The following is a 22,937-nucleotide window of genomic DNA, read 5'->3' on the forward strand; positions in this document are numbered from 1 at the left end:
CCGTGCGCCGCAACAAGGCGATCGCGGCGGCCGGGGGGACCCCGGAGAAGACCGAGGTCTCGTCCGGGGTGTGACAGCCCTCCGCGTGAGGAACGCTCTGTTCGGGGCGGCCGTCGAGGAACCACTCCTCGGGGCCGCCCCGTCGGCCGTTGCGGGGACGGCCGAACAGCGGGACGGCACAGCAGCGGGACGGCACGGCAGCGGGGCCGGCGGGGTTCCACGAGCGGACTTGGGGCGGGAATGGGCTTTCTGGACGGACTGTGGCGCGGGAAAGAGGCAGCCTTCGACTCGGGCAACGCGGCCACCAACGCCATCGAGCTGACCAAACGGCACACGCAGGTGTCCCTGACCAAACAGGGCGCGGCCAACGGCCATCTGCGGATCAACCTGAGCTGGCGGATGCGGACCTCCGACCTGGGCGGCGCCCAGCGGGAGAGCCTGCTGCGGCACCCGCTCAAGGCGCTCAAGCCCCCGGAGGTCGTCGCCCACAGCCAGAGCATGGTCAACGTCGACCTGGACCTGGGCTGCCTGTACGAGCTCCAGGACGGCACCAAGGGCGTGGTCCAGCCGCTCGGCGGCTTCCTCGGCGACGTCAACGCGGCGCCGTACGTCAAGCTCAGCGGTGACGACCGGTTCGGCTCGGCGTCCGGGGAGACGATCTACGTCAACCTGGACCAGCGCGAGCACATCAAACGCCTGCTGGTCTTCGCGTACATCTACGACCAGACGCCCGCGTTCGACCGTACGCACGCCGTCGTCACGCTGTTCCCGAGCAACGGCCCGCGGATCGAGATCGGCCTGGACGAACGCCATCCACAGGCCCGCTCCTGCGCGGTGGTGATGATCGAGAACGTCAAGGGCGAGATCGTGGTCCACCGCGAGGTGAAGTTCGTCTACGGCTTCCAGGCGGAGCTCGACCGGCTGTACGGGTGGGGCCTGCAGTGGGGCCGCGGCTTCAAGTCGAAGGTGGACCGTTAGGGGTCCATCCGCGCTGGGGCCCCACCCGTGCCGGGGCCTACCGTCCGATGAACTGCGGCCCCTGCGGGGGCAGGCGGAAGTCGGGATCGGGGGCGCCGGGCGCGGGGGGCGGGTAGCCGTAGCCGGACGGCGCTCCCGTCGCGGCCGCCGCGGGTGACGTCTGCGGGTAGCCGTAGGCGGGCCGCCCGGTCGGCTGCGGGTAGCCGTACGCCGGCTGCGCGGCCGGGGGCTGCTGCGGCGGATACCCGTACGCGGGCTGGACCGGCACCCCCGCCGGCTGCTCGGGCGGCAGCGGCCCGGACAGGTCCGCCGCGGCCGGCGCCTGCAGTTGGGTCAGTGCGTCGGGACGGACCGGGGCCCCGGTCGCGGCGGACGTGTCCGGCCGACCCGGGTCGGCGGCCGAGGGGTCCTGCGCCGCCTCCGACTCGTCCACCGAGATGCCGAAGTCCGTCGCCAGGCCCTTCAGCCCGTTCGAGTAGCCCTCGCCGAGCGCCCGGAACTTCCAGCCCTCCCCGCGCCGGTACAGCTCACCGCAGATCAGCGCCGTCTCCTGGCCCGTCTCCGGCTTGACGTCGAAGTACGCCAGCGGCTCCGCGTCGGGCGTCTGCGCGTCGAACAGCAGGATGCGCAGCGTGTGCACCTGGTCGAAGGTGACGCCGTCCGCCGACGCCACCAGCAGGATCCGCCCCACGCCGTCCTCGACCCCGTCGAGGTCCGTCTGGATCGTGTCGGTCAGCCCCTCGGCGACCCGCTTCTTGCCGAGCCGCCACACCGTGCCGGACGGGTGCCGGGGCTGGTTGTAGAAGACGAAGTCCTCGTCCGAGCGCACTCGGTCGTCGAGCCCCAGGAGCAGCGCGGACGCGTCCACGTCCGGCACACCCTGCCCCGGGGACCAGCGCAGGACGGCGCGTACCGTGGTGGCTTGGAGCGGGACGTTCGACCCCTTCAGCATGGCGTGCGTCATGCGGTCATCCTGCCCTCTCCGTCCTGGTCACGACAATGCGGGGGTAGCGAGACGGTATGGGAACGACACGGTCGGGACACCCGGAGTTCACACCGGGCGGGAACCGCCGACATCGTTCCGTACGTACTATTACCGGCCACCTTCCGACATTCCACAGCATGCCCAACGGCCACGGGGGAGTTCAATGCGTCACTTCGGACAGATCGCCCCGGCGGTGCGGAAACGTCTCTTCCACCGGGATCCGGGCGTGTTCACGCAGGAGTCACCGGCCCAGCTGCTCTCCACGGCCCTCGGTGCCACGCTGTACAGCCCCGCGACCCGCCCCCGGCTCGCCGACGACATCGTCAAGCAGGCCGGGCGCGGAGTGGTCTCGATGGTGCTGTGCCTCGAGGACTCCATCGGCGACGAGGACGTGCTCGTCGGCGAGGCGAACCTCGTCCGCCAGTTCGCCGACCTGACCGCCCGGCCGGCGGCCGATCTGCCGCTGCTGTTCATCCGGGTCCGGACCCCCGACCAGATACCGGACCTCGTCCGGCGTCTCGGTCCCGCCCTCCCGCTGCTGTCCGGATTCGTCCTGCCGAAGTTCACCGAGGAACGCGGCGTGCCCTTCCTGGAGGCCCTCGCCCTCACCGAGGCCGAGAGCGGACACCGCCTCTTCGCCATGCCGGTACTGGAGTCACCGGAGCTGCTCTACCGCGAGACGCGCGTGGAGACCCTCGAAGGCATCCTCCGCGCGGTCGACAAGTACCGCGACCGGGTCCTCGCCCTGCGCCTCGGCGTGACCGACTTCTGCTCCCCGTACGGGCTGCGCCGCGGCCCCGACATGACCGCCTACGACATCCAGATCGTCGCCTCCGTGATCGCCGACGTGGTGAACATGCTGGCCCGCGCCGACGGCACCGGATTCACCGTGACGGGACCGGTCTGGGAGTACTTCCGGGTCCAGGAACGCATGTTCAAGCCACAACTGCGGCAGAGCCCCTTCCTGGAGGTACAGGCCGTGGAACTGCGCGCGACACTGATCGAGCACGCCATGGACGGCCTGTTGCGGGAGATCTCCCTCGACCGGGCCAACGGACTGCAGGGCAAGACCTGCATCCACCCCTCGCACGTGCTGCCCGTGCACGCGCTGTCCGTCGTCAGCCACGAGGAGTACAGCGACGCGCAGGACATCCTCCGGCCGGAACGCGACGGCGGGGGCGTCCTGAGGTCGGCGTACACGAACAAGATGAACGAGGTGAAGCCGCACCGCGCCTGGGCCGAGCGGACCCTGCTGCGCGCCGAGGTCTTCGGCGTCGCCAACGAGGACATCGGGTTCGTGGAACTGCTCGCGGCAGGCCTGGCGGAGTGACGTACCGGAGCGACGGCGAGAGGCTCAGGAGAGGGCAGTGAGAAGGCAGTGAACGAGGCAGTGCGCCGTGAGGCGCGCGACGGGTCGCCGACCGGTGAGGGAACGACCGGCGGGAGTGTCTGGTCCGGGAGCTGGGTCGCGGAGCGGCTCGGCGTCGAACTGGCCGGCGACGACCGGCTGACCGGGTTGCTGGGCCTGGCCCTGCGCCGCAACCCCAAGCGGGCCCACCTGCTGGTGTCCAACGTCCTCGGCAAGCACGTCCCCAGCCCGCCGTCCGTCGTGTACGGCCACGGTGTGGCCCTCGGCCGCCGGGTCCGCGAACTGCTGGGCGAACAGGCCCACCGGGCCGTGGTCCTCGGGTACGCGGAGACCGCGACCGGCCTCGGCCACTCGGTCGCCGACGGCCTGGGCGCGGCCCCCTGTCTGTACTCCACCCGCCGCCCGGTCCCCGGGGTGGCCACGGCGGGCGGTTTCGAGGAGTCCCACTCCCACGCGACCTCGCACCTGCTGCTCCCCGAGGACCCCGGGCTGCTGGCCGGGGACGGGCCGCTGGTCCTGGTCGACGACGAGTTCTCCACCGGCAACACGGTCCTGAACACCATCCGCGACCTGCACGCACGCCATCCCCGGCAGCGGTACGTGGTGGTCGCCCTGGTCGACATGCGCTCGCCCGCCGACGCCGGGCGGCTGGACGGGTTCGCCCGCGCGATCGGGGCGCGGATCGACCTGGTGACGACCGTCTCGGGCACGGTGCGGTTGCCGGAGGGCGTCCTGGAGAAGGGACAGGAACTGGTGGCGCGGTACGAGAGCGCCACGGGGAGCGGTCGGTCGACCGCGGTGCCGTCGGCCCAGGACGGCCCGCACCCGGACGGCAAGCTCACGCGCGTGGATCTGTGCTGGCCTTCCGGCCTTCCCGACGGCGGGCGGCACGGCTTCACCCCCGCGCACCGCGCCCGCCTGGAGAACGCACTCCCCGACATGGCGGCCCGCCTCGCGGAGGCACTCCCCGACGGCGCCCGCCGCGGCCGCATTCTCGTCCTCGGCTTCGAGGAGCTGATGTACGCCCCGCTCCGCCTCGCCCACGCGCTGGAACAGAAGCTGGAACAGGAACCGGGGCAGCGGCCGGAGCGGGCGCCGGCCGGGGCGACCGGCCCCGAGGTGCGCTTCTCGACCACCACCCGCTCACCCGTCCTCGCCGTCGACGACCCCGGCTACGCGATACGCACCCGGCTGGTCTTCCCCGCCCACGACGACCCCGCCGACGGCCCCGGCGAGCGCTACGCCTACAACGTCGCGGGCGCCGGCTTCGACGCCGTCGTCGCGGTCGTCGACTCGGCCGCCGACACCCCCGCGCTGCACGCGCCCGGCGGTCTGCTGGCCGAGCTCGCCGCGCACACCCCGCAGGTCCTCCTCGCGGTCATACCGTCGTACGTCCCCGCGCCCCCTGACGGATCCGACGTACTCGACGCGCCCGCCGGACCCGACGCCCTCGAAAGGCCCGCCTCCATGCTGCCCGAGCCCCTCCGCGGCCCTGCCTTCTCCTCGTACGCGCCCGAGGAGGTCGGCTGGCTGCTCCAGGACCTCTCGGACGTCACCCTGGAGGCGCCGACCGAGGAGCGCGAGGAGGCCATCCAGAGCGGCGGCGCGCACTACGCCGAGTCGCTGCCCGTCGAGTACCAGCCGAGCGAGCAGTACCAGCAGCTGTTCCACGCGGCCCTCAAGACCTCGGCGGCCCGCCTCGCCCACGCGGTCGGCGTGGTCACCGAGACCGTCCTCGCCGAGAGGTCACCCCGTCCGGTCCTGGTCTCCCTGGCCCGCGCCGGCACCCCCGTCGGCATCCTGATGCGCCGCTGGGCCCAGCACCGGCACCGGCTCGACCTCCCGCACTACGCCGTCTCCATCGTCCGCGGCCGCGGCATCGACGCCAACGCACTGCGCTGGCTGGCCGAGCACCACGACCCCCGGGACGTCGTCTTCGTCGACGGCTGGACCGGCAAGGGCGCCATCACCCGTGAACTCGCCCAGGCCGTCCAGGAGTTCGAGAAGACCCACGGCGTCACCGGCTTCGACCCGGAGATCGCGGTGCTGGCCGACCCCGGCTCCTGCGTACGGACCTACGGCACCCGCGAGGACTACCTGATCCCCTCCGCCTGCCTCAACTCGACCGTCTCCGGCCTCGTCTCACGCACCGTGCTACGGGCCGACCTGGTCGGCCCGGACGACTTCCACGGCGCCAAGTTCTACCGCGAACTCGCCGACGCGGACGCCTCGGTGGCCTTCCTGGACGCCGTCTCCGCCCGCTTCCCCGAGGTCACGGACGCCGCCTGCGCCCAGGCCAAGGAACTGCTCGCCACCGACCGCACCCCCACCTGGGAGGGCTGGGCCGCCGTCGAACGCATCAGCGAGGAGTACGGCATCCACGACGTGAACCTCGTCAAGCCCGGCGTCGGCGAGACCACCCGGGTGCTGCTGCGCCGGGTGCCCTGGAAGATACTGGCGCGGGCCGGGGCGGGCAGCGACCTCGACCACGTCCGGCTGCTGGCCGAACAGCGGGGCGTCCCCGTCGAGGAGGCCGACGGACTCCCGTACACCTGCGTCGGGTTGATCCACCCCCGGTACACGCGCGGCGCGACCGGCGCCGACGGCAGGGCGGTGACCCGCTGATGTCCGTCCTCGTCGCCAGCGACCTCGACCGCACGCTCATCTACTCCACCGGCGCCCTCGCCCTGGCCGGGCCCGACGCCGAGGCACCCCGCCTGCTGTGCGTGGAGGTCTACGAGAGCCGCCCGCTGTCCTTCATGACGGAGACGGCGGCCGGACTGCTCGCCGAACTCGGTGACAGCGCGGTGTTCGTACCGACGACCACCCGCACCCGCGAGCAGTACGGGCGCATCAGCCTCCCCGGCCCCCCGCCGGCCTACGCCATCTGCGCCAACGGCGGCCACCTCCTGGTCGACGGCGTGTCCGACCCCGACTGGCACGCCCGGGTGACAGCACACCTCGCCGCCGAGTGTGCCCCGCTCTCCGAGGTGCAGGACCATCTGCTGCGGACCGCCGAACCGGCCTGGACCCTCAAGCACCGGGTCGCCGAAGACCTCTTCGCCTACCTCGTCGTCGAGCGCCGGCTGCTGGACGAGGAGTGGGTGAAGGAACTCGCCGTGTGGGCGGAGAACCGGGGCTGGACGGTCTCCCTGCAGGGCCGCAAGATCTACGCCGTGCCGAAGCCGCTCACCAAGAGCGCGGCCATGCGTGAGGTCGCCCGCCGCACCGGCGCCGACCTCACCCTCGCGGCCGGCGACTCCCTCCTCGACGCCGACCTGCTGCTCGCCGCCGACCGGGGCTGGCGTCCCGGCCACGGCGAACTGGCCGACGCCGGCTGGACGGCCCCCGGGACCACGGCACTGCCCGAGCGCGGGGTGCTGGCCGGCGAGCGCATCCTGCGGGAGTTCCTGCACACGGCCCGCTCCGCCCGCTGACACCGGAGACCTCGGCGAGGCCCTCATACGTGCCCTCTATATGTTTCTGTGGGGGCAGACCGAGAGGGGATGGAACAGTGGCCGCGCACACGACGTCACGCCGGAGTCAGCAGGAACGCACGAAGGCGACCACGGACGCCCTGCTCTCGACCGCTCGCGAGCTCTTCGCCGAGCAGGGGTTCGCGGCCACCTCACTGGGGGCGATCTGTGAGCGGGCCGGCGTGACGCGCGGCGCCTTCTATCACCACTTCAGCAACAAGGAGCAGATCTTCCGCGAGGTGTACACGGCGGAGCAGAAGGGGCTGGCGGCAGTCGTCCGGCGGGCGTTCCAGGCGGAGCGGGACCCGTGGGACGGGATGTTCGCGGGGTGCGAGGCCCTCCTCGAGGCGTCCCTCGAGCCGACCGTACGCCGGATCACGCTGGTCGAAGCGCCGGGTGCGCTCGACTGGGTCGCCCTGCGGGACATCCAGGCCGGCTGCAAGGAGCAGATGCACAGCGGGCTGGCCGTCGCCGTCGAGGCGGGCTGTATCCCCGCCCGCCCGCTGGCCCCGCTCACCTCGCTGCTGTACGGCGCGATCTGCGAGAGCGCTCTGGACATCGCTCGCGCGGAGGACCAGCGCGCCGCGCTGCGGGACACGCTGACGCAGCTGGACCTGCTGCTCGCCGGAGCGGCCGGCCGCACGACTTCGGGCTGCGCGCACAAGGATTAGCAGCTCCGCTCCTTACCCGGCCTTCGCCACTCCTGCTTCGACGTTTCCCATTTACATACACGCTGTCGGTATGTATTTTCGTGGGTGTCAGGGAGTGCCGGGCGGAAGGGTGAAGAGGTCGAGCATGCGTGCGATACAGCAGGCGGAATGGGGCGGTACCGAGACCATGGCGCTGGTCGAGACGGAAGCGCCCGAGCCGGTGTTCGGCGAGGTACTGGTCAAGGTGGTCGCGGCCGGGGTCAACCCGGTGGACGTCTATACGCGCCAGGGCGTCGCCTACAACCGCGTACTGGACCTGCCGTTCGTCAACGGGTGGGATGTCGCCGGAGTGGTGGAGCAAGTCGGCTACGGGACCACCCGTTTCCAGGTGGGCGACCGCGTGCTGGGCATGCCGTGGTTCCCACGGGCGGCCGGCGCCTACGCCGAGTACACCACCGCGCCGGCCCGCCATTTCGCCCGCATGCCGGACGAGCTGAGCTTCGCCCAGGCCGCCGCCCTGCCCCTGGCCGGGCTGACGGCGTGGCAGATGCTCACCGAGGTCGCCCGTGTCGAACCGGGGCAGCGGGTCCTCATCGCGGGTGCGGCGGGCGGCGTGGGCCATCTGGCCGTCCAGATCGCCAAGGCCCGCGGCGCCCATGTCATCGGCACCGCCCGCGCGGCCAAGCACGCGTTCCTGGCCGGCCTGGGAGCCGACGAGACGGTCGACCACACCACCACCGACGCCTCTGCCGCAGTGCGTGACGTGGACGTCGTCATCCAGATGTTCGGAGGCGAGTCCGGGCTCAAGGCGCTCGAATGCCTGCGGCCGGGCGGAATCCTCGTCAGCGGGCAGGCCGCCTGGACTCCCGGACTGCACGAGCGCGCCGCCGAACTCTCGGTACGCGCCCGCGGATACCTCGTCGACCCCGATGCCGCAGGCCTCGAGGCGCTCACCGACCTCGTCCGAAAGGGACGGCTCACGGTGCACATCGACAAGGAATTCCCCCTGCCCCAGGCCGCGCAGGCACACCATCTGATAGCCCAGGGCCGCACCACCGGCAAGGTCGTCCTCAAGGTCGCCGAACCGACCTGAGCGGACCGGCGACCAGGCCCCCACCACGCGATCACCGAACTCCGAGGAGACCGACGTGATCGAGGGGCACACCTCGTCCCCACCGGCCGACGTCGTACGGACCCACGTTGCGGTCGAGAGCCGCGCCGACGAGGCGAACGGATCCGATACGACGTGGAGAACCGGACCTGAAGGTTTCCCGAGGTGGACCGCGGTGCGGTGCGGTCCACCGGGTCAGGGGCCGTCAGCCGCAGCAGCCTCCGCCGCAGCAGCCACCGCCCCCGCCCGCGCGGGGTGCGGCGGCCGGGGCGGAGGCGGCACCGCCCACGGCGACCGTGGACAGGAGCTTCACCGTGTCGTCGTGTCCCGACGGACAGTCGGCCGGGGCGGCGGACTCCGCCATGGGACGGCTCAGTTCGAAGGTGTCGCCGCAGGTCCGGCAGCGGTACTCATAACGAGGCATGCGCACAGGCTAACCGGCCGCCCCCTGTCCGTGGCGGGGGAGCGGGGCGTTCGTGGTGGGGGAGCGGGGCGCGGGAGCGACGTGCCGGTCAGGTCCTAGCCCGCGGAGCCGCCGCGGTCCTCGCGGATCAGGGCCACCACCTGCGCCACCGACTCGCGGACCGCCTCCGTCTCCGTCAGGAAGTGCCAGTAGTCGGGGTGACGGCCCTCCAGGGCGTCGACGGCCCGGTCCAGGCGGGCCACGGCGGCGTCCAGCGGCTGGGCGTGGCGCGGGTCCGGGGTGTGGCGGCCGGCCATGGCCAGGCGCTGGGCGTCCCGGATGGCGAAGCGGGTGCGTTCGATCTCCTGCTCGGGGTCCTTCTGCACGGCGTTCAGCCGGTGCAGCCGGTCACCGGCGGCGGACACGGCCTCGTCGGTCGTGTTCAACAGCGCCCGTACGGTCGACAGCAGGGCGGTCGCGTCCGCCCAGCGCTGTTCCTCGCGCGCGGTTCTCGCCTCGGCGAGCCTGCCCTCGGCCTGGCGCACGTTCTCCGCGGCCACCTCGGGGACGCGCTGCAGGTCCTGCCAGCAGGCGGCGGTGAAGCGGCGGCGCAACTCGCTGAGGACCGGTTCCACCTGTGCGGACCGGGTGGTGAGGGCCTGGGCGCGGGTCCGCAGGGAGACCAGCCGGCGGTCGGTCTCGGCGGCCCGCTCCGGCAGCCGGTCGGCCTCCGCGCGGACGGCCTCGGCCTGGCGCGTGACCTGCTCGGCCCGCTCCAGGGTCTGCGGCACACCGTGCTGCCCGGCACCCTGGTTCAGCTTGGTCAGCTCCGGGGAGAGCGCGGCGAGCCGGGCGGCGAGGTCGTCGGCCCGCAGCCCCGACCCGCGGGCGGTGTCCAGCGCGTTCGACGCGGCGAGCAGGGCCTGCCGGGCACGCTCCACGGCGGGCGCGAGCCGGGCCAGCTGGGTCTCGGCCTTGCCGAGGAGGGGGCCCAGTCCGTCGGTGAAGCGGTCCAGTTCCCGCTTGACCCGGTCGAGCTCGCCCTTGGCGGCGGTCAGCTCGGTGCGGGCCCGGGAGGCGACCGAGGTCTCCAGGTCGTCGCGGTCCAGATCATGGGCGTCGACGGCCTCGATGTACTGGTGGCTGGCCTCGTCGATACGGCGGCCGAGCGCCTCGAAGTCGGCGACGGCCCGGCGGGCGGCGGGGGAGCTGTCGACGGCGATGATCGTCTCGATGGAGATCCGCAGGTCCCGCTGGGCGGTGTCGAGCTCGTAGAACGCGGCCGCCGCCGCGTCCTTGGCGGCCTGAGCCTCGGCCCGCTGGTTCTCGGCCCGCCCGCCGAACCAGCGCCGGGTACCGCCACCGGCGAACGCGGCGGCCAGCGCCGGCGCCGCCACCAGCGGCAGGGTCATCAGGGCGAGCGTGTCCCGGAGCGGACCGGCCGCCCGGCGAAGGCGCACCGGGTGAAGGCGCACCGTGCGAAGGCGTGGCCACGAGGGAGGAGACAGAACACCACGCGTGCGCTGCACGCGTGGTCTCGACGGCGAGTACGGCTGCTCTGGTGTCGCCGTCACATCCCTCTCCCGTACTGTCGTTCGCCCTGCCGGTGCCATTGTCCCACCGGTGGAGATCGAACACACGGGTCGGTCGGTTCGCCGTACGGACCGTGAGACTTCCGTCGCCGGTGTGGAGGTTCGGCACAGGGGAACCGGTGTCGTCACGGGGCGCCCCGGAGGAACCCCGGTGGCAGGGTGCCGGGCCGCCGTCGGGACGGGCGTTTGCCGGACCGCGCCCCGGGCCATGTAGGCTGTCGATTCGGCTCGGGCGGTGCGTCCGGGTCCCGGGTGCGTAGCTCAGGGGTAGAGCGCCTGCCTTACAAGCAGGATGTCGGCGGTTCGAAACCGTCCGCGCCCACCGCGTGACGATCAAGGGCCTCCGGAGGCGTTCCGGAGGCCCTTCTCGCTGTGGGCGGCGGCGTCCTCACGGGGACTGCTCCGTGTCGTCCGGCGGGTTCTCATGGGTGTGCTTCAGCCGGGAGCGGGCGCGGACCCGGTCGGCGCCGGTGAGTTCGGCCCAGTAGCGATGGGTGCTGACGAACACCACCAGCTCGTGCTCCCGGCGCCGCAGCTTCTCCACCTCGGCCTGTTCGTCGTCGGTCCAGCCGGGGGAGGCGGAGCGCTCGACCGGGCGCCAACCGGTGTCGTCGCTGAATCCGTCGAGGGGCTCGACCGACCAGGGAAGCCGCTTCAACAGGGCCGACAGCTCGGCCTGGACCTGACGCAACTCCTCCTGACCGGCGAGGAGATCACTCGGAAAGTCATAGGTCGCAGCCACACCCCGATGATACGCCTGTTCGATTTTGGGTGGCGAGTTGCTCGAGGGGCTCACCGGTGGTTCACCCTGGTGGCCCGCAGGGGCCCGGAGGGGCGAGACTCAGGGCATGTGCCGGAGTATCAAGACCCTGCGTCCGCCCGCCCTGCCCGAGGAGGCCACCGAGGACGAGATCCGGGCCGCCGCCCTGCAGTACGTGCGGAAGGTGTCCGGCTTCCGGGCTCCGGCCGCCCACAACCGCGAGGTCTTCGACCGGGCCGTGGACGCGATCGCCGAGGCCACGGCCGAACTGCTGGACGGCCTGGAGGTGCGCGGCACGGGCGCGAGCGCGGCGCGGGAGGCGGGGTGAGCGGGGCGGGGTGAGCGGGCGGCCCCGGCCCCCCGCGACGCCCAGGCCGAGCCCGTCCCTACGAGGCCTCCGCCGGTACCGGGTGCCGGCGCACCAGGTAGGTCGCTCCCGCGCCCGCCGCGAACAGCGCGCCGACCGACACCGCGGTGGCGAGCCAGGACGCGCCCAGCCAGTGGGCGCCGAAGTAGCCGATGGCCACGCTGTAGGCGGCCCAGGACAGGCCCGCCAGCGCCGACCAGGGCAGGAACTCGCGGGCCCGGCGGCGGGCGGCGCCCGCGCCGAGCGAGACCAGCGAGCGGCCCGCCGGGGCGAAACGGGCGAGGACGACCAGGCCGCCACCGCCTCGGGCCAGCGCCGAGCCGAGACGTTCCTGCGCGCCGGTCAGCCGGCGGGACCGGGCGATCGCCCGGTCCAGACGGACGCCGCCGCGCCAGGCGATGCGCCAGGCGACCAGGTCGCCCAGGACGGAGGCGGTGGCGGCGCAGAGGATCAGCGCCAGGATGTCGGGCACGTCGGTCGTGGTGCCCGCGGCGGCGGCCGTGGCCGCCGTGATCACCAGGACCCCGCTCGGCAGCACCGGCAGGAACACGTCGAGCAGGACCGAGAGGGCCACCACCGCATAGACCCATGGACTGCCGACCAGCGACCCGAAACTCTCCACCCGAACTCCCCAGGCTCCCCCGTGGGCCAGACCGTGCCGCGTCGGCGCGGGGGGAGCGGCAGGGGTGGCCTTGACAACCGACCAGCCTACGCCGGGGATGTGACGGAAAGGTCACGGGAGGTTCGTGTGCCCGGTGCCCGGAGTTCGTGTCCCGGACCGCCGGGCCGTCAGGCGGCGACCGGGGCCTGCTCCGTCGGCTCCGGCTGCGCGGCGCGGGCACGGGTGCGCCGGGTGAACAGCCGGTCCAGGCCGAAGGCGCCGGAGCCGGTGAACACCAGCAGGAACATGGCCCAGCAGTACATGGCCGCGCCCTCGCCGTCGTTCTGGACGGGCCACAGGGCTTTGGGCTGGTGCACGCTGAAGTAGGCGTAGGCCATGGCACCGGACGAGATGAACGCGGCGGCCCGGGTGCCGAGTCCGAGCAGGACCAGGCTGCCGCCGACGAGTTCGATCACGGCCGCGTACCAGTTGGGCCAGGCGCCGAGCGCGACGGTGCCGCCCTTTCCGTCCGCGCCGCCGAGCACACCGAGCAGTGCGACGGCGCCGTGGCAGGCGAACAGCAGCCCGACGACGATCCGGAACAGGCCGAGGGCGTACGGCTGGGCGCTGTCGAGGCGTCCGGACATGGGGGGAGGTCTCCTTCTCGCGAGTTCACCATGCGGCCACGGGGAACCGCCTTCCTGGAAAGGCCGGCCGTCCGCCGCCGCACGTGAATACGGCTCCGCCCCCACCCGCGCGTTCAACGGTGTGACCGAACCCACGCCCCGTGTCACGGTCGACTCGCAGTCGACCCGCGTGCCGCTTACGGATTCTGACGTCGCATCATCCGGCCGCACTCCCCCGCTGATCACTCAGCCGGACCTCCGTCACCGTCCTCAGCCGCGCCCCCGTCCGCCGTCCGCTTCCGGTTTCCGGCCTCGTCTCCCTCGGCTTTTCCGCGCGTGCGTGGTCCAGCCGCAGCACCGCCGAACGCCCCCGCAGCGTCAGCGTCATGAGCTGGTTGCCGAACCAGGGCCCGCCCGTCCTGCGCCACGTGACCGGCGGCTTCCCGGACCCCCCGTGCCGGGCGAAGGCGCGGCCCAGGGCGCGGGCGGCGACGCTCCAGCCGAAGCGGAAACCCAGCCGGATCGACAGGGGAACGGAGTTGTGCACGGGGGAGCAGGTCAGTTGCGTCACCCGGGCGTCCGGCTCCCGCCCCGGCCAGCTCGGCTCGGCCGTGTACGCGTGGTGCACGTCACCGGAGAGCACGGACACCGTCGCCGGGGCGTCCGGCCCCGTACCGGCCTCGGCGATCAGCTCCGCCAGCTCTCCGAAGGACTCCGGGAACGCCGCCCAGTGCTCCAGGTCCGCCGCGCGCCGGAGCCGCTCCCCGAACCGCGCCCACCGGGGGCCCTTGTCGCCCCGGCACAGCACGGAACTCCACGCCTCGACGTCGTGCACCAGGTGCGGCAGCAGCCAGGGCAGGGACGTACCGATGAGGAGGTGGTCGTACGAACCGCGCCCGTCCCGTACCTGGTCGCGCAGCCACGCCGCCTCGCCCGGGTCGAGCATCGAACGCTCGCCCTCCGTCAGGACGCGGGCCGCCCTGCTGTCCACCATCAGCAGCCGCACCCGGCCGAAGTCGCGCCGGTAGCTCCAGCGGGTGGAGGCCGAGTCCGCCTCGGCCCCGGCGGCGAAGGCACGCAGCGCCTCCGTACCGTCGGGGCTCTCCCGGACGGACGCGTACAAGGGGTCCGCCGCCAGCTCACGCGGGGAGAGGTTGCCCAGGTGCTGGTACACCCAGTACGACATCAGGCCGCTGTGCACCCGCTCCCCCCACCAGGAGGTGGCGCGCATGTCGGCGACCCAGGAGGCGGAGGTGTTCCAGTCGTCGACGACGTCGTGGTCGTCGAAGATCATGAACGTGGGGACGGTGGACAGCAGCCAGCGCACCGGGGGGTCGAGCCAGGACTCGTCGTAGAGGTGGGTGTACTCCTCGTAGTCCGCCACCTCGCCGCCCGGGGGGTCCTCGAGGTCGCGGCGGGCGGCGAGGTAGGCGCGGGTCGCGTCGGAGGTCTCGTCGGCGTACACCTGGTCGCCCAGGAGGAGCAGCACGTCGGGCCGCTCCCCGTCCGGGTCGGCCGCGATGCGGGTGGCCAGGGCGTGCAGCGCGTCGGGGCCGACCGGGTCGTGCTCGCCGGTCGGCGGGGCCGCCCAGTGGCAGGAGCCGAAGGCGACGCGCAGGCCGGGGCCGGTGGCGGGAGCGGGGGTGGCGATGACGGAGGGCGGGAGGGACCGGAAGGGTTCCTCCCCGGGCAGCGGCCACACCCGTCTGTCGTCCAGGAACACCTCGTACGGCGTCGCCGTGCCCGGGGTCAGGCCGGTCACCTCGACCAGCGCGTAGTGGTGGCCCGCGACCTGGAAGGTGCGGGCCGTCCCGCCGGACCCGTCCGCGCAGCGCACCTCGGCGGTGCCCGGCCGGCTCGTCTCGACCCAGACGGTCGCGGACGAACCGTCGACGTACCTCAGCAGTGGCCCGAGGCGCAGTGCGGCCATGGTGCCCCCTTCCTCCGTCGCCCCGTACGGTACGCAGCGACGGAGGCCGGCGGGGAGAACCCGGCGCTCAGCAGCTCGCGAGGTACCCCTGGAGGGCGGACTTCTCGGTCGAGTCGACCGACAGGTTGTAGTAGTACTTCACCTGCACCCAGGCGCGCACATAGGTGCAGCGGTAGGCGGTGCGGGACGGCATCCACTCCGCGGGGTCCTTGTCGCCCTTGGCCTGGTTGACGTTGTCCGTGACCGCGAGCAGCTGCGGACGGGTCAGGTCGTTGGCGAAGGCCTGGCGCTGGGAGGTGCTCCAGTTCCGGGCGCCGGAGTCCCAGGCCTCGGCGAGCGGGACGACGTGGTCGATGTCGACGTCGGAGGCGGCGGTCCAGGTGGCGCCGTCGTACGGGGAGTACCAACTGCCGCTGGTGGCCGCGCAGGAGGAGTCGGTGACGACGTTCGTGCCGTCGCGCTTGAGGATCGTCTCGCGGGTGTTGCAGGTGCCGCTGACGGTGATCCAGTGGGGGAAGAGGTCGCGGTTGTAGCCGGTGCGGACCTCGGTGGAGACGGGCAGCGAGGCGAGGTAGGTACGGGCGGTGGAGGCGCTGACCGGGGTGGGGAGGGCGGCGGAGGCGCTCGGGCCGTTGAGCATTCCGGCGGAGGCGATGAGTCCGGTGAGCGCCGCGACCATGCTCAGTCGTCGACGCGCGTAGAACTTCGGCATGTGCGAACTCCCTTGTGGGGCGGGTCCGTTGAAGTGCGGGCAGGGGAATGCTCGGCTCGTGGTGTTACGGGGAGGGGTGGGTCGGGTGAGAAGTTAATGACGCGCCCATGACATGTCTAGGGTCGGGGCGGTGCGGATGTGGTGCGGGTGTGATGTGTCCGCGGGCACAGACGGCCCGCGGCGCCTCGCGTACCATGGACGGCGCAGAGGGGGAGTAGCCCTTCGCCGGACCGTCGACATACTGCTCAGCCCCGTCTGAGCCGGCGCCCGGAGGCAGGTCCCGCAGGGGTCGGCCGGCGAGACCTTCGGCAAGCAGTGCACCACCCGTGCCTCTCGGCGCGGGTGCCATGTGTGCTGCCGTGCCGAGGTGTCCGCGAACGCACAGCACTCTCGGTGGGGCAGCCCCGACCGATCGAGGAACCGTTGATCAACCTGACCGTGACGGCCGTCGTGTTCGGCGTCGTCTTCCTGGCCGAGCTGCCGGACAAGACCGCGCTCGCCGGCCTCGTCCTCGGCACCCGTTACCGGGCCTCCTACGTCTTCGCCGGTGTCGCCGCCGCCTTCGCGGTGCACGTCGCGCTCGCGGTGGCGGCGGGAAGCGTGCTCACCCTGCTGCCGCAGCAGCTCGTGAGCGCGATCACGGGTGTGCTCTTCCTCGGCGGTGCGGCGGTGCTGCTGTTCAGGAAGGACGAGGAAGAGGAGGAGATCCGCAAGCCGGAGAACCAGTCCTTCTGGAAGGTGTCCGGGGCGGGCTTCATGCTCATCCTGGTCGCCGAGTTCGGCGATCTCACCCAGATCATGACGGCCAACCTCGCCGCCCGTTACGACGACCCGCTCTCCGTCGGCCTGGGTGCGGTGCTCGCGCTGTGGGCGGTGGCCGGGCTGGGCATCGTCGGCGGGAAGGCCCTGATGAAGCGGGTGCCGCTGAAGCTGATCACGCGGATCGCGGCGCTGCTGATGCTGGGGCTCGGGGTGTGGAGCCTGTGGGAGGCGGTCACCGGCTGATCGGCCCGGGGGTCGCCCGGGGATCGGGTGCCCGGCACGCGGTTCCCGGGAAGGGGTGCGGGAGCGGCGGGGCCAACGAATGGTGAACGGTTGGCGGAGGGGCTGGCGGGATGCCGGGCATGTTTTGTACCGTGGATGAACAAAGTGGCTCCCGCCCGTTCTCCCTGACCGGCGGGCGGGGCCGCCTTGTCTCCTCCGGGCCCCACTCCCGGCCCGCACCCGGGCCCGGCCCCACCCCCGCGCTTTGGAGTTGCCGATGACGGCCACCGCCGTACTCACCGCCCGCGCCCTCCTGCTGGACATGGACGGCACCCTCGTCAACTCGGACGCCTCGGTCGAGCGCGTCTGGCGGCGCTGGGCCGAGCGGCACGGGCTCGACGGGGACGAGGTCATGAAGGTCGTGCACGGGCGGCAGGGCTACGCCTCGATGGCGCTGCTGCTGCCGAACAGGCCGATGGCGCAGAACCACGCCGACAACGCGCGCATGCTCGCCGAGGAGACCTCGGACACCGAGGGCGTCGTCGAGATTCCGGGCGCCCGTGACTTCCTCGCCTCGCTCGACGGTCTGCCGCACGCGCTGGTGACCTCGGCCGACGTCGCCCTCTCCACGGCCCGGATGGCCGCCGCCGGGCTGGCACTGCCCGAGGTGCGGGTGACCGCCGAGTCCGTCGGCGCGAGCAAGCCCGACCCCGAGGGCTTCCTCAAGGGCGCGGCGGAGCTGGGCGTCGACCCTGCCGACTGCGTGGTCTTCGAGGACTCCGGGGCGGGCATCGCCGCGGGGCGCGCGGCCGGGATGCGGGTCGTCGGGGTCGGCCCCCGCGCCGGATTCCACGCCCCGGACGTGGCCGTACGGGACCTGACCCAGGTGCGGGTCGAGCGCGAGGCGGACGGCACGCTGCTGCTGCACGTCACCGGAGCCGGAGGCGCGGGCGCGTGACGCTCGCGCCCGGCCCGCCGGTCTACGGCTCCCGGGTCTCCGACTCCAGCCGGCTCCGGGTCTCCGGTCCGTACACGCCCAGTTCGTCGCCCCTGATGCCCCGGGACCACTGGTAGGTGCGCAGGGCGTCCTCCACCCGGCGGTTGAACCGGCCGTGGATCTCGCTGTTGTACAGGTGCAACTGGCGCAGGCGCTGCTGGAGTTCGACGACCTCCGGCCCGTGGTCGCCGCGGCGCAGCACGGCACCGGTGACTTCGCGCTCCTCCTCGTCCGTCCCCTCCTCGAGGGCTTCGGCCGGGGCGGTGGTCGGCGCGGCCGACGACGGCTCCGCCGTGTCCGACGGGGTCGCCGAAGCGCTGGACTCCGACACCGAGACCGACTCCGACGCCGACGGGCTCGCGTTCTCGGACGGCGAGGCCGAGGCCGAGACCAGGAGTGACGGTGATGCCGCCGGGTCCGTGCCCTCGGACGGCGAGGCCGAGGCCGAGGGCGAGGCCGACGGGACGTCCGGCACGCTCACCCGCACGTCGTCCGGCAGCGCACCGTCCCGGGACGGTGCCTCGTACGCGAACAGCCCGCTCGCCCACCCGGCGGCCCCGGCCACCGCCACGACGGCCCCGGCGGCCGCGAGCAGCGCGGCACGGCGACGGCGGCGGCCCCCGGGGGGTGGTCCCCCGTCGTCCGGGCCCGGGCCCGTGGCCGGCCCCGCCGCGGCGGGCACCGTCCGGGTCGGGCGGGTGGCCTCGAACAGGTGGAGGTCGGTGGTGCTCGGCTCGGTCGTGGGCGGCGCGAGCGGCGCGGCGAGCGGTGTGGGCGCGGGGGTGGGACCGGTTGCGGGCCCGGGTGTGGCGGAGGGGGGCACGGATGTCGCGTCCGGCGGGACGGCGCGCAGTTGCATGGTCGCGTCGGCGGCCGGCGGCGCGTCCGGTCGGTCCTCGGCCGGGGTGGGGGGCGCGGCCCCTTGTCCGGCTTCCGGCTCGGGGGCGTGCTCGGGCGCGGCGTCGTGCCCCGGTGCGGCATTCGGCGCAGTCGCCGGCGTTCCGTCGTCGAACTCCACGTATGGGCGTATGCGCAGCGGATGGAAGTCCTCCACCGCTGCCGCCTGAGCCGTACGGGCGTCGCGGAGGGCGTCGGACGCACGCGGACCGCAGGCGCAGGACGGCGTGTTGTCCCTGTTCCTGGGTGCACCGCACTCCGGACACGGGGTTCCCGTCGGATGATCCACGCGTTGTCCCTCCCCTCGCGATCTCCAGAGATTATGCAGATCTTCTCCACACCCCGATGCACAAGCCCCCGGAATGCGGTCTTCCGGAGGCCTCGACAGGCGGCCCGACGGGCTGTTCGACAGGAGAAAAACGGTCATACCGATCACGATGGACCCGGGAAACCAGAACCTGTGGAGGTCGCCATGGCCGGGGACGCGCACGGTAGGACGGAGCGGGCGGGCAGCGCGCGGCCCTCACCCGGTGCCGGCTCCGGGCCGCCGTCCTCCGCCGCCGGGCCGCCGTCCTCCGCCGCAGGCCCCCCGGAGCAGGCGGCCAAGAACCTCGTCGTCTCGATCGGCGCGCTGCTCCTCGGTCTGCTCCTCGCCGCCCTCGACCAGACCATCGTGGCCACCGCGCTGCCCACCATCGTCAGCGAACTGGGCGGTCTGGAGCACCTGTCCTGGGTGGTCACCGCCTATCTGCTGGCCTCGACCGCGGCCACCCCGCTGTGGGGCAAGCTCGGCGACCAGTACGGCCGCAAGCGGCTGTTCCAGCTCGCCATCCTCATCTTCCTGCTGGGCTCCGCGCTGTGCGGCGCGGCACAGGACATGTCCCAGCTGATCGCCTTCCGCGCACTCCAGGGGCTGGGCGGCGGAGGACTGGTCGTGCTGTCCATGGCGATCGTCGGCGACCTCGTCCCGCCCCGTGAACGCGGCAAGTACCAGGGCATGTTCGGCGCGGTCTTCGGCACGACGAGTGTCCTCGGGCCGCTCCTCGGCGGACTGTTCACCGAACATCTGAGCTGGCGCTGGGTGTTCTACGTCAACCTGCCCCTCGGAGTCGTCGCGCTCGCCGTGATCGCGACGGTGCTGCACATCCCCCGCAGATCCACCCGGCACGTCATCGACTACCTCGGCACCTTCCTCATCGCCTCCGTGGCGACCTGCCTCGTCCTGGTCGCCTCCCTCGGCGGCACCACCTGGGGCTGGGGCTCGCCGCAGATCGTCGTCCTCGCGGTGCTGGGTGTCGTCCTCGCCGCCGTCTTCGTCGCGGTGGAACGGCGGGCGGCCGAACCCGTGCTGCCGCTGGAACTGTTCCGGATCCGCACCTTCACGCTCTCCGTCGTGATCAGCTTCATCATCGGCTTCGCCATGTTCGGCGCGCTGACCTATCTGCCGGCGTTCCTCCAGATGGTCCACGGGGTGAGCCCGACCATGTCCGGCGTGCACATGCTGCCGATGGTGGTCGGCACGCTGTCGGCCTCGACCGCCTCCGGACAGATCGTCAGCCGCACCGGCCGCTGGAAGGTGTTCCCCATCGCGGGCACCGCCGTCACCACCGTCGGCCTGCTGCTGCTCCACCAGCTCGACGAGCACAGCTCCACCGCCGTGATGAGCGCCTTCTTCCTCGTCTTCGGTCTCGGGCTCGGGCTGGTCATGCAGGTCCTGGTGCTGATCGTGCAGAACGCCGTCTCCTACCAGAACCTGGGCGTCGCCACCTCCGGCTCGACCTTCTTCCGCTCCATCGGCGCCTCCTTCGGCGTCGCCGTCTACGGCACGATCTTCGCGAGCGGCCTCGAGGACCGGCTCACCGACGCCTTCCGCGGTGACCGGCTCCCGCCCGGCGTCTCCGTCGACGCGCTGCAGGCCGACCCGCGCGGCATGGCGGACCTGCCGTCCGCCCTGCGCCCCGAAGCCGTCCACGCGTACGCCGCCGCCATCACGGACGTCTTCCTGTACGCGGTTCCCCTCGCCCTCCTCGGCTTCGTACTGGCCTGGCTGCTCAAGGAGGACAAACTGCGTGCCTCGGTCCCCGCGCCCGACGTCACCGGGGCGCCGGCCGGCCGGCCGGCGGAGCGGTCGTCCCCCGACGAGGTGGACCGCGCGCTGTCGCTGCTCGGCACCCACGAGGGACGGCGCGAGATCTACCGGACGACCACCGTCCGCGCGGGCTGCGACCTGCTGCCCGCGACGAGCTGGCTGCTGCTGAGGATCAGGAAGTACGGTTCGGTGGAACCGGCCCTGCTCGCCGAGCGGGGCTCCCTCCCGCCCGCCGTCGTCCTGGAGGCCGCCGACCAGGCCGAGGCGCGGCACCTCGTCGCACACGAGGGCCCCGGCCTCGTACTGACCGACGACGGGTACGCGGTCGTGGAGCGGCTGACGCGGGCGCAGGAGGAGTTCCTGGCCGAGCTGCTCGGCGACCGGTGGGGGCCGGACCGGCCGACCGATCTGGTGCGGCTGGCGCACGAGCTGACGGAGGAACTGGGCGGATCGCGAACCGGAGGCCCGCACGACGACAGCCCGGAAGGCCCGCACGGCGAGCGGCCGGAGGCGCCCGTCGGTTGAGCCGGGTGGTCAGGACGGGGGCGGACGGGTGGTCCGGACGGGGCGTCAGGCGGGTGGTTCAAGCGAGGTGCTTGGCGAACCAGTGCTCGGCGTACCGCACCGCGTTGTGCGGCTCGGTCTCGGTGAAACCGAGCCGGGCGTACAGGGCACGGGCCTCCACGAGGTCCGAGCGCGTGTCGAGGATCAGCCGGGTGGCCCCCGACGCGCGGGCCGCTTCCTCGGCGGCGCCCACCAGGAGCGCCGCACCGCCCCTGCCGCGCATCGCCTCGTGGACGAAGACCCGGGTGAGTTCGGCGGTCGCGGCGTCCAGCAGCCGGACCCCCGCGCTGCCCGCCGGCTCACCCGCGTACCGCGCGACCAGCAGGTGCCCCCGCGGCGGCACGAGGTCGGCGCCCGACTGGGCGGCGACCTCGCGCTCCAGCTCCGCCGGATCGGTCCGGCGCCCTTCGTGCAGCAGATACCAGCGGTCGCTGACCTCGGTGTAGTACGCCCGCCAGAGCGCGGCGGCGGCGGGGGAGTCGGGGCGTTCGGGGCGGACGGTCCACGTCATGACCGTATTCTGCGTTCCTCCGCAGACGGACGCGCAACTCTGTTTGCGTTCGGGCCTTTCGGCTACCCGTACGACGAACCGGCGCGTGAGGAGCGCCGGTTGGCCGACACACCGGAAGGCATCCATGTCCACTGGCCTGATCATCGCTTTGATCGTGATCGTGGCGGTCGTTGTCGTCGCGGCGGCCGTACTGACCCTGCGCGCCCGCGGTCCGTACCGCGGCGCGCACCTGAAGCGGCGCTTCGGACCCGAGTACGACCGGGCCGTCGCCCGGCACGACGGGGACGCCGAGGCCGCCGAACGTGAACTGGCCCAGCGCGTAAAGCTCCACGGCGACCTGCGGACACGACCGCTGGAGCCCGCCGAACGGGAGAGGTACGAGGCGGGCTGGACGGCCGCGCAGGAGCGGTTCGTCGACTCGCCGGGGGACGCGGTCGCCGAGGCGGACCGGCTGCTCGCCGACCTCGCCGCCGCCCGGGGCTTCCCCGGCGACGGACGGTACGAGGAGCAGCTCGCCGCGCTGTCCGTGCACCACGCCCGGCACGTCGACGGCTACCGGCGGGTGCACCGGGTGGCGCAGGCCCGCGCCGACGGCACGCACAGGCCGAACGGCACCCACGGCACGCACGAAGGCGGCGCGGGCACCGAGGAGATGCGCGAGGCGATGGTCGAGGCGCGCGCCCTCTTCGACGACCTGGTGCGGCCGTCCCGTCACGACGGCGGAGACCATCGCACCGGCCCGCACGGCACCCGCGGGAAGACGGCCGCACACGGCCGCTCCCCCCACATGCCGTCGTTGCTCCATCGGCGACAGGCGAAGGAGAGCTGAGCGAGATGACCGACACGACCCGGCGCCCCGGCGACGCACCGACGGGCGAGGCGCCCTTCACCACGACCATCCGCCCGACCAGCCGAACGACCGCTCCGGGGACCCACGGCGGTCTCCCCGAGGACGTGCACGGTGACCGCGGCCCCGAAGGGGCGGACGGCACCCGTCCGGACGGCACCCGTCTGCTCCCGGACGACCACTGGCACACGCTCTCCGAGCAGTTGCAGCACGCCGTGGCCGGGTTCGTGGACGCCCCGAGGGACTCCGTGGAGCAGGCCGATCACGTGCTGGAGGAACTCGCCGCCCGCCTCACCGACGCGGTGACCGAACGGCGCCGCACCCTGCGCCGGTCCTGGCGGACCGCGGACGGGGGCGAGGGCCCGGACACCGCCGTGACCGGCACCGGGACCGACACCGAGCAGCTGCGCCTGGCCCTGCGGGACTACCGCGGGCTGGCGGAACGGCTGCTGCGCGTCTGACCCGGGCCGGTTCCGAACAACCGGTGG

The 22,937-nt window shown here is 73.0% G+C and carries 23 protein-coding genes and 1 tRNA gene; 13 read left to right on the top strand and 11 right to left on the bottom strand.

All coding sequences use genetic code 11. The annotated features are described in order from the left end of the window. Positions 1-196, bottom strand: a 196-nt coding sequence (locus JL475_RS40130) for a hypothetical protein (RefSeq protein ID WP_237407703.1), incomplete at its 3' end; no start/stop codon positions are given. Positions 197-240: 44 nt separating this feature from the next. Here JL475_RS40130 and JL475_RS20180 point away from each other — a divergent pair. Then, on the top strand, positions 241-978 hold the full coding sequence (locus tag JL475_RS20180) for a Tellurium resistance (protein WP_202279193.1): 738 nt from the start codon (positions 241-243) through the stop codon (positions 976-978). 37 nt (positions 979-1,015) lie between these two features. Here JL475_RS20180 and JL475_RS20185 read toward each other — a convergent pair whose 3' ends face one another. Then, positions 1,016-1,942 carry a TerD family protein gene (locus tag JL475_RS20185; protein WP_202279194.1) on the bottom strand — a complete coding sequence of 309 codons (927 nt, stop codon included), beginning with the start codon at positions 1,940-1,942 and terminating at the stop codon, positions 1,016-1,018. Between the two features lie 184 nt (positions 1,943-2,126). On the opposite strand from JL475_RS20185, the gene JL475_RS20190 reads away from it, so the two are divergent. From JL475_RS20190 to JL475_RS20210, 5 genes are all read left to right on the top strand, one after another. After that, entirely contained in the window at positions 2,127-3,293 is a 1,167-nt protein-coding gene (locus tag JL475_RS20190; protein ID WP_202279195.1) for an HpcH/HpaI aldolase/citrate lyase family protein, read from the top strand. Positions 3,294-3,353: 60 nt separating this feature from the next. Continuing rightward, positions 3,354-5,957 carry a phosphoribosyltransferase gene (locus JL475_RS20195; RefSeq protein ID WP_307825114.1) on the top strand — a complete coding sequence of 868 codons (2,604 nt, stop codon included), beginning with the start codon at positions 3,354-3,356 and terminating at the stop codon, positions 5,955-5,957. Further along, positions 5,957-6,769, top strand: coding sequence for an HAD family hydrolase (locus JL475_RS20200; protein WP_202279197.1), 813 nt, complete (start codon positions 5,957-5,959; stop codon positions 6,767-6,769). Before JL475_RS20195 ends, JL475_RS20200 begins: the two co-directional genes overlap by 1 nt. 77 nt (positions 6,770-6,846) lie before the next feature. Continuing rightward, on the top strand, positions 6,847-7,479 hold the full coding sequence (locus tag JL475_RS20205; protein WP_202279198.1) for a TetR/AcrR family transcriptional regulator: 633 nt from the start codon (positions 6,847-6,849) through the stop codon (positions 7,477-7,479). Positions 7,480-7,603: 124 nt separating this feature from the next. Continuing rightward, positions 7,604-8,551 carry an NADP-dependent oxidoreductase gene (locus JL475_RS20210; protein ID WP_202279199.1) on the top strand — a complete coding sequence of 316 codons (948 nt, stop codon included), beginning with the start codon at positions 7,604-7,606 and terminating at the stop codon, positions 8,549-8,551. Between the two features lie 223 nt (positions 8,552-8,774). Here the strand turns inward: JL475_RS20210 and JL475_RS20215 are convergent, their stop codons facing one another. Together JL475_RS20215 and JL475_RS20220 are read right to left on the bottom strand one after the other, a co-directional pair. Continuing rightward, entirely contained in the window at positions 8,775-8,993 is a 219-nt protein-coding gene (locus tag JL475_RS20215) for a zinc ribbon domain-containing protein (protein WP_202279200.1), read from the bottom strand. 95 nt (positions 8,994-9,088) lie between these two features. After that, positions 9,089-10,384: a hypothetical protein gene (locus tag JL475_RS20220; protein ID WP_237407705.1), complete on the bottom strand. Its 1,296-nt coding sequence runs from the start codon at positions 10,382-10,384 to the stop codon at positions 9,089-9,091. 430 nt (positions 10,385-10,814) lie between these two features. On the opposite strand from JL475_RS20220, the gene JL475_RS20225 reads away from it, so the two are divergent. Continuing rightward, a tRNA-Val gene (locus tag JL475_RS20225) sits at positions 10,815-10,886 on the top strand. Between the two features lie 66 nt (positions 10,887-10,952). Here the strand turns inward: JL475_RS20225 and JL475_RS20230 are convergent. Then, positions 10,953-11,306, bottom strand: a complete 354-nt coding sequence (locus tag JL475_RS20230) for a hypothetical protein (RefSeq protein WP_202279202.1) — start codon at positions 11,304-11,306, stop codon at positions 10,953-10,955. Between the two features lie 106 nt (positions 11,307-11,412). On the opposite strand from JL475_RS20230, the gene JL475_RS20235 reads away from it, so the two are divergent. After that, entirely contained in the window at positions 11,413-11,652 is a 240-nt protein-coding gene (locus JL475_RS20235; protein WP_202279203.1) for a DUF2277 domain-containing protein, read from the top strand. Between the two features lie 58 nt (positions 11,653-11,710). Here JL475_RS20235 and JL475_RS20240 read toward each other — a convergent pair whose 3' ends face one another. The 4 genes from JL475_RS20240 to JL475_RS20255 form a co-directional block, all read right to left on the bottom strand. Further along, positions 11,711-12,313 (bottom strand): DedA family protein, encoded by a 603-nt coding sequence (locus tag JL475_RS20240; protein ID WP_202279204.1) that lies wholly within the window; start codon positions 12,311-12,313, stop codon positions 11,711-11,713. A 167-nt stretch (positions 12,314-12,480) separates the two neighbouring features. Further along, entirely contained in the window at positions 12,481-12,939 is a 459-nt protein-coding gene (locus JL475_RS20245; RefSeq protein ID WP_202279205.1) for a DoxX family protein, read from the bottom strand. Between the two features lie 196 nt (positions 12,940-13,135). Continuing rightward, a complete protein-coding gene (locus JL475_RS20250; RefSeq protein WP_202279206.1) occupies positions 13,136-14,848 on the bottom strand; it encodes an alkaline phosphatase D family protein in 1,713 nt (570 codons plus the stop codon). A 67-nt stretch (positions 14,849-14,915) separates the two neighbouring features. After that, positions 14,916-15,560, bottom strand: coding sequence for an HNH endonuclease family protein (locus JL475_RS20255; protein ID WP_202279207.1), 645 nt, complete (start codon positions 15,558-15,560; stop codon positions 14,916-14,918). A 423-nt stretch (positions 15,561-15,983) separates the two neighbouring features. Here JL475_RS20255 and JL475_RS20260 point away from each other — a divergent pair, with 423 nt between their 5' ends. Both JL475_RS20260 and JL475_RS20265 read left to right on the top strand, forming a co-directional pair. After that, on the top strand, positions 15,984-16,565 hold the full coding sequence (locus JL475_RS20260; RefSeq protein ID WP_202279279.1) for a TMEM165/GDT1 family protein: 582 nt from the start codon (positions 15,984-15,986) through the stop codon (positions 16,563-16,565). Between the two features lie 256 nt (positions 16,566-16,821). After that, complete coding sequence (locus tag JL475_RS20265) at positions 16,822-17,502, top strand: HAD-IA family hydrolase (protein WP_202279208.1); 681 nt, start codon at positions 16,822-16,824, stop codon at positions 17,500-17,502. A 22-nt stretch (positions 17,503-17,524) separates the two neighbouring features. On the opposite strand, the gene JL475_RS20270 is transcribed toward JL475_RS20265, so the two are convergent. Continuing rightward, on the bottom strand, positions 17,525-18,595 hold the full coding sequence (locus tag JL475_RS20270; RefSeq protein WP_307825110.1) for a peptidoglycan-binding protein: 1,071 nt from the start codon (positions 18,593-18,595) through the stop codon (positions 17,525-17,527). 315 nt (positions 18,596-18,910) lie between these two features. Between JL475_RS20270 and JL475_RS20275 the strand changes: the two genes are divergently transcribed. Then, on the top strand, positions 18,911-21,052 hold the full coding sequence (locus JL475_RS20275) for an MFS transporter (RefSeq protein ID WP_202279210.1): 2,142 nt from the start codon (positions 18,911-18,913) through the stop codon (positions 21,050-21,052). 58 nt (positions 21,053-21,110) lie between these two features. Here JL475_RS20275 and JL475_RS20280 read toward each other — a convergent pair whose 3' ends face one another. Next, on the bottom strand, positions 21,111-21,602 hold the full coding sequence (locus JL475_RS20280; protein ID WP_202279211.1) for a GNAT family N-acetyltransferase: 492 nt from the start codon (positions 21,600-21,602) through the stop codon (positions 21,111-21,113). Between the two features lie 124 nt (positions 21,603-21,726). Between JL475_RS20280 and JL475_RS20285 the strand changes: the two genes are divergently transcribed. Both JL475_RS20285 and JL475_RS20290 read left to right on the top strand, forming a co-directional pair. Beyond that, positions 21,727-22,431, top strand: a complete 705-nt coding sequence (locus tag JL475_RS20285; protein WP_202279212.1) for a hypothetical protein — start codon at positions 21,727-21,729, stop codon at positions 22,429-22,431. Positions 22,432-22,436: 5 nt separating this feature from the next. Continuing rightward, positions 22,437-22,910, top strand: coding sequence for a hypothetical protein (locus JL475_RS20290; protein WP_202279213.1), 474 nt, complete (start codon positions 22,437-22,439; stop codon positions 22,908-22,910). Positions 22,911-22,937: the final 27 nt, after the last annotated feature.

This window comes from Streptomyces sp. M2CJ-2 (genome assembly GCF_016757295.1).
Lineage (GTDB): Bacteria > Actinomycetota > Actinomycetes > Streptomycetales > Streptomycetaceae > Streptomyces.

Coding starts and splice junctions, on each gene's coding strand:
- JL475_RS20235 (WP_202279203.1), top strand. CDS start 11,413: ATGTGCCGGAGTATCAAGACCCTGCGTCCGCCCGCCCTGCCCGAGGAG.
- JL475_RS20255 (WP_202279207.1), bottom strand. CDS start 15,560: ATGCCGAAGTTCTACGCGCGTCGACGACTGAGCATGGTCGCGGCGCTC.
- JL475_RS20180 (WP_202279193.1), top strand. CDS start 241: ATGGGCTTTCTGGACGGACTGTGGCGCGGGAAAGAGGCAGCCTTCGAC.
- JL475_RS20245 (WP_202279205.1), bottom strand. CDS start 12,939: ATGTCCGGACGCCTCGACAGCGCCCAGCCGTACGCCCTCGGCCTGTTC.
- JL475_RS20275 (WP_202279210.1), top strand. CDS start 18,911: ATGGCCGGGGACGCGCACGGTAGGACGGAGCGGGCGGGCAGCGCGCGG.
- JL475_RS20190 (WP_202279195.1), top strand. CDS start 2,127: ATGCGTCACTTCGGACAGATCGCCCCGGCGGTGCGGAAACGTCTCTTC.
- JL475_RS20250 (WP_202279206.1), bottom strand. CDS start 14,848: ATGGCCGCACTGCGCCTCGGGCCACTGCTGAGGTACGTCGACGGTTCG.
- JL475_RS20185 (WP_202279194.1), bottom strand. CDS start 1,942: ATGACGCACGCCATGCTGAAGGGGTCGAACGTCCCGCTCCAAGCCACC.
- JL475_RS20290 (WP_202279213.1), top strand. CDS start 22,437: ATGACCGACACGACCCGGCGCCCCGGCGACGCACCGACGGGCGAGGCG.
- JL475_RS20265 (WP_202279208.1), top strand. CDS start 16,822: ATGACGGCCACCGCCGTACTCACCGCCCGCGCCCTCCTGCTGGACATG.
- JL475_RS20285 (WP_202279212.1), top strand. CDS start 21,727: ATGTCCACTGGCCTGATCATCGCTTTGATCGTGATCGTGGCGGTCGTT.
- JL475_RS20220 (WP_237407705.1), bottom strand. CDS start 10,384: ATGACCCTGCCGCTGGTGGCGGCGCCGGCGCTGGCCGCCGCGTTCGCC.
- JL475_RS20280 (WP_202279211.1), bottom strand. CDS start 21,602: ATGACGTGGACCGTCCGCCCCGAACGCCCCGACTCCCCCGCCGCCGCC.
- JL475_RS20200 (WP_202279197.1), top strand. CDS start 5,957: ATGTCCGTCCTCGTCGCCAGCGACCTCGACCGCACGCTCATCTACTCC.
- JL475_RS20215 (WP_202279200.1), bottom strand. CDS start 8,993: ATGCCTCGTTATGAGTACCGCTGCCGGACCTGCGGCGACACCTTCGAA.
- JL475_RS20210 (WP_202279199.1), top strand. CDS start 7,604: ATGCGTGCGATACAGCAGGCGGAATGGGGCGGTACCGAGACCATGGCG.